Below are 3852 nucleotides of genomic sequence, written 5' to 3' on the forward strand. Positions count from 1 at the left end.
ATCGAAATCGCAATTCAATTTGGGCTTAGGAGTTCCTACCTTATGTCACGCGTTCGCCAACTGCTCTGGACAACCCTGCTCATGCTGAGCCTACCGCTTCCCGCTTGGGCAGATACCGTCGTGCCGGTTGACCGCTTGAGAACCCAACTTCAGGGACGTACTCAAGTACCGATCGTCCTGCCCAGTAAATTACCCGAAGCCGATTCGCTGTATTCCAACATCACGAGCAACCGCCCCGACGGATACGAAGTCAGCTTCACCTATACGCCCGATTGTCAGGGAACCCCCTGCACCTGGGGCTATTTCTCCGCACAACTTGGCGGCTCTGTAGACACCGATCCTGGAAGTCCCCAAGACACGATCGAAGCGATTACGTTGGCAAACGGCATCCAGGGATATTTCACCAATTCCTGCGGCGCGTACTGCACTGCTCAGGCATCCTGGCTTTCCCAGGGAGTGCTCTATTCTGCCTCAGTGAAAAATGGACGTAGAGAAACGGTCATCGCTCTGGCAAATTCCGCTCTCCAAACGGCCCGCCCCAGCGCCAGCACTGCCACCCTCACCAGTCGCGATCCGGGTTCTCGAATTAATATTCGCGATCGAGCCAATCTTCAATCTCCGGTGCGTCACTATGGCTTGTCAGGAGACTCGGTGCGAATTTTAGCGCAAGCGATCGGCTCAGACCAGCAAACCTGGTATCAAGTACAGTTCACCAGCTCTGGGGCGACCGGCTGGGTACGGGGCGATTTTGTGCGGTTTTAGGAAATGGTTTGAAGGGAAGTTTCAAGGCGCAGCCCCTAAAACTGCCGCGACCAGTCTTTAAACCAACGCTCCACCACGACCTTCGTTTGGGTAAAAAACTCAACCGCGTGCTGTCCTTGTCCGTGCAGGTCGCCGAAAAAGCTCTCTTTCCAGCCGCTAAACGGAAAGAACGCCATCGGAGCCGCTACGCCAATGTTGATCCCAATATTGCCTGCCTCTACCTCATAGCGAAACTTCCGCGCCGCCGCCCCGCTACTGGTAAATAGACAGGCCATGTTGCCGTATTGCCCCCGATTCACAAGCTGAATAGCATCCTCGATCGTCTCAACATAAACCAGGCTCAGGACAGGACCAAAGATCTCTGTTTTGGCGATCCTGCTGTCGGGGTCAACGTCCTGCAAAATTGTGGGACGCACAAAATTACCCTGCTCATATCCGGTGATTTGAGGCGATCGACCGTCGATCATCACTTTTGCGCCTTCTGACTCGCCCTGCTGGATTAATTGCTCGATCCGCTGACGGCTTTCTGCGCTGATCACCGGACCCATCTGTACGCCTTTTTCCAGTCCGTTTCCCACCACCCGTGAGGCAGCTGCTGCCGCGATCGACTCGGTATAGGTTTTACGGGCTTCTCCAATGGTGATGGCGATCGACGCAGCCAAACATCGCTGTCCGGCACAGCCAAACGCACTGTCCGCTGTGATTCGAGTGGTCATCTCCATGTCAGCATCTGGCAGCACAATCACCGGATTTTTCGCGCCACCCTGACACTGCACCCGTTTTCCATTCGCGGTTGCCCGACTGTAGACATACCGCGCTACCCCACTCGACCCCACAAAGCTAATTGCCCGAATCAACGGATAATCGAGAATGGCATCGACCGCTTCTTTTGCGCCATTCACCAGGTTCACCACTCCAGGCGGCAGCCCAACTCGATCGATCAAAGAAAAAACTTTCTGCATAGTCAGCGGTACTTTTTCAGACGGCTTCACAATATAGGTATTGCCGCAGGCGATCGCATAAGGTAAAAACCAGAAGGGAATCATGCCCGGAAAATTAAACGGCGCAATCACTGCCGCTACACCAATGGGCTGCCGAAACATAAATTCGTCAATACCCGATGCGATGTCCTCAAAATTCGTTCCCTGCATCATCATTGGAATGCCGCAAGCCGTTTCCACATTTTCGATCGCCCGTCGCAGTTCGCCCTTCGATTCGTCCAGCGTTTTGCCGCATTCGATCGTGATGGTCCGCGACAGGTCCTCAAATTGCTCCTCCATCAGAGCTTTCAGCTTAAACAAATACTGAATTCGCTGCGGAGCTGGCGTCCGTCGCCAGGACTGAAACGCTTCATGGGCAACCTGCGCCGCCCGCTCAACTTCGCTTGCTGGAGAAAGAGGGACACTGGCAAGCCGATCGCCTGTCGCAGGATTAATCGCGTGAACAAACTCAGTGGCAGCAGAGTCACACCACTGCCCGTTGATATAGTTTGGCAGAATTGGCAGTTCAGACATGAGGCGTTCGCAGTCTAAATGAAAGTAAGCTCTGACAGATACAGCAGTATGAAGCTAAAAGGATGTTTGAGCAGTCGCGAATCCTACATCGCCCCCTAAATTCCCCAAACTTGGAAGACTTTGAGAACCTTGAGGAAAACTAGGTTCCCCCGGATTGGGGGTTAGGAGAGTAGCGGAGTTCATCACCTTAACTGGCAATCCCCGCACAAAGCAGGGCTGTATTTGAGATAAGGTCTATTGTCCTGCATCTTGGGCTTTATATCCGTTGTCTTAATCTGGAAGCCTTCAATGGGCATCTGCTTCCGGCCAATTCAATCGGAAAGGAGTTGAATGCCGTCATTGCCATAAAAGGTGAGCCGGGTATAGCCAAGAAATTGTCCACTCGTAGTACTGCCTTCTGGATAAGCCGTGACGCCAAACAGATAAACGCCCTGCATCCGAGGATTTCGCTGTGCTTCCAGAGCAAGCGTGACCGTCGTCCCAGATGGAACCGGACTGGCAAAGGCAAGCGTGACGGTTTGAGAATCCTCATCGTAGGTTTTTTGAGCGATCGGGATCTCTGTACCGCGATCGTTTGCTGTTCCTACAAAAGCACGAGTTGCCTCCAGGTCATAGCGAATTCGTCTTATCCGGGAAGACCCGTCTCGCTGAACCACGCTTACCTGCTGAAGCCCGCTACCCGAATCAGGCGGAACCTCCAATGTGAAATAGTAAACAGACGATCGCACTGCAACTTGCTTCTCAGGATTCTCGGCACTCACCAGGCGCGGTGGACGAGTAAAGGCAGCACGGGGACTTTGAGTATCCTGTGCCTGAGCTGAGGTTAAAGAATTGAAGGGACTCAATAGGCTACTTGCGGCTCCTAGAAATACGGCTAACGTGAGCGACAGTGCCAAAAAAGGATAATGTTTCATTTTTAAAGCAATGAATGAATAAGGAAACTGGATAGGTCGATCGTAACTTTTCTGTTTCTAAGCAATTTTGAATCTTGAGTTTGAACAGGGAATGCAAATTTTCGACATAAAATTCGACATAAAAAAGTCCCCGCATTTGCAGGGACCTATTGATTTACAAGGAGACTAAGGATTAGTCAATCTCAGGCATTGCCAGTACTGGCTCATTGTCACGATCGATGCCTCTCTCAAAGCCAGCCGCAGCAGCACGAGCGCGACCCGCGTGCCATAGGTGACCCACCAGGAAGAAGAAGCCAAGCACGAAGTGAGAGGTTGCCAGCCAAGCGCGAGGCGAGACAAAGTTCACGGAGTTGATTTCCGTTGCCACACCGCCTACCGAGTTCAGCGAACCCAGCGGAGCGTGAGTCATGTACTCAGCCGCGCGACGAGCCTGCCAAGGCTGAATGTCGTTCTTGATCTTTTCCAGATCTAGACCATTCGGTCCACGCAACGGCTCCAGCCATGGACCCTGGAAGTCCCAGAAACGCATGGTTTCACCACCAAAGATGATCTCACCTGTCGGAGAGCGCATCAGGTACTTACCTAGACCCGTCGGACCCTGAGCAGAACCTACGTTTGCACCCAGTCGCTGGTCACGAATCAGGAAGGTCAGAGCTTGAGCC

Annotated in this window: 3 protein-coding genes and 1 pseudogene; 1 reads left to right on the plus strand and 3 read right to left on the minus strand. The window is 52.7% G+C overall.

Annotated elements, in window-relative coordinates; genetic code table 11:
* Positions 1–42 precede the first annotated feature (42 nt).
* Positions 43–762 carry an SH3 domain-containing protein gene (locus H6F80_RS15670; protein WP_242067393.1) on the plus strand — a complete coding sequence of 240 codons (720 nt, stop codon included), beginning with the start codon at positions 43–45 and terminating at the stop codon, positions 760–762.
* Positions 763–797: 35 nt separating this feature from the next.
* Here the strand turns inward: H6F80_RS15670 and H6F80_RS15675 are convergent, their stop codons facing one another.
* The 3 genes and pseudogenes from H6F80_RS15675 to H6F80_RS15685 all read right to left on the minus strand — a co-directional run.
* Entirely contained in the window at positions 798–2276 is a 1479-nt protein-coding gene (locus tag H6F80_RS15675) for a CoA-acylating methylmalonate-semialdehyde dehydrogenase (protein ID WP_190792461.1), read from the minus strand.
* Between the two features lie 311 nt (positions 2277–2587).
* Positions 2588–3190 carry a DUF2808 domain-containing protein gene (locus H6F80_RS15680; RefSeq protein ID WP_190792462.1) on the minus strand — a complete coding sequence of 201 codons (603 nt, stop codon included), beginning with the start codon at positions 3188–3190 and terminating at the stop codon, positions 2588–2590.
* A 172-nt stretch (positions 3191–3362) separates the two neighbouring features.
* Positions 3363–3852: pseudogene (locus H6F80_RS15685) on the minus strand (photosystem II reaction center protein CP43); the annotation flags it as partial.

The organism is Leptolyngbya sp. FACHB-711, from assembly GCF_014695615.1.
Lineage (GTDB): Bacteria > Cyanobacteriota > Cyanobacteriia > Elainellales > Elainellaceae > Leptolyngbya_A.

What these genes read in the sequence shown, in the direction of transcription:
- H6F80_RS15670 (WP_242067393.1), top strand. Translation starts at nt 43, where the DNA reads ATGTCACGCGTTCGCCAACTGCTCTGGACAACCCTGCTCATGCTGAGC.
- H6F80_RS15675 (WP_190792461.1), bottom strand. Translation starts at nt 2,276, where the DNA reads ATGTCTGAACTGCCAATTCTGCCAAACTATATCAACGGGCAGTGGTGT.
- H6F80_RS15680 (WP_190792462.1), bottom strand. Translation starts at nt 3,190, where the DNA reads ATGAAACATTATCCTTTTTTGGCACTGTCGCTCACGTTAGCCGTATTT.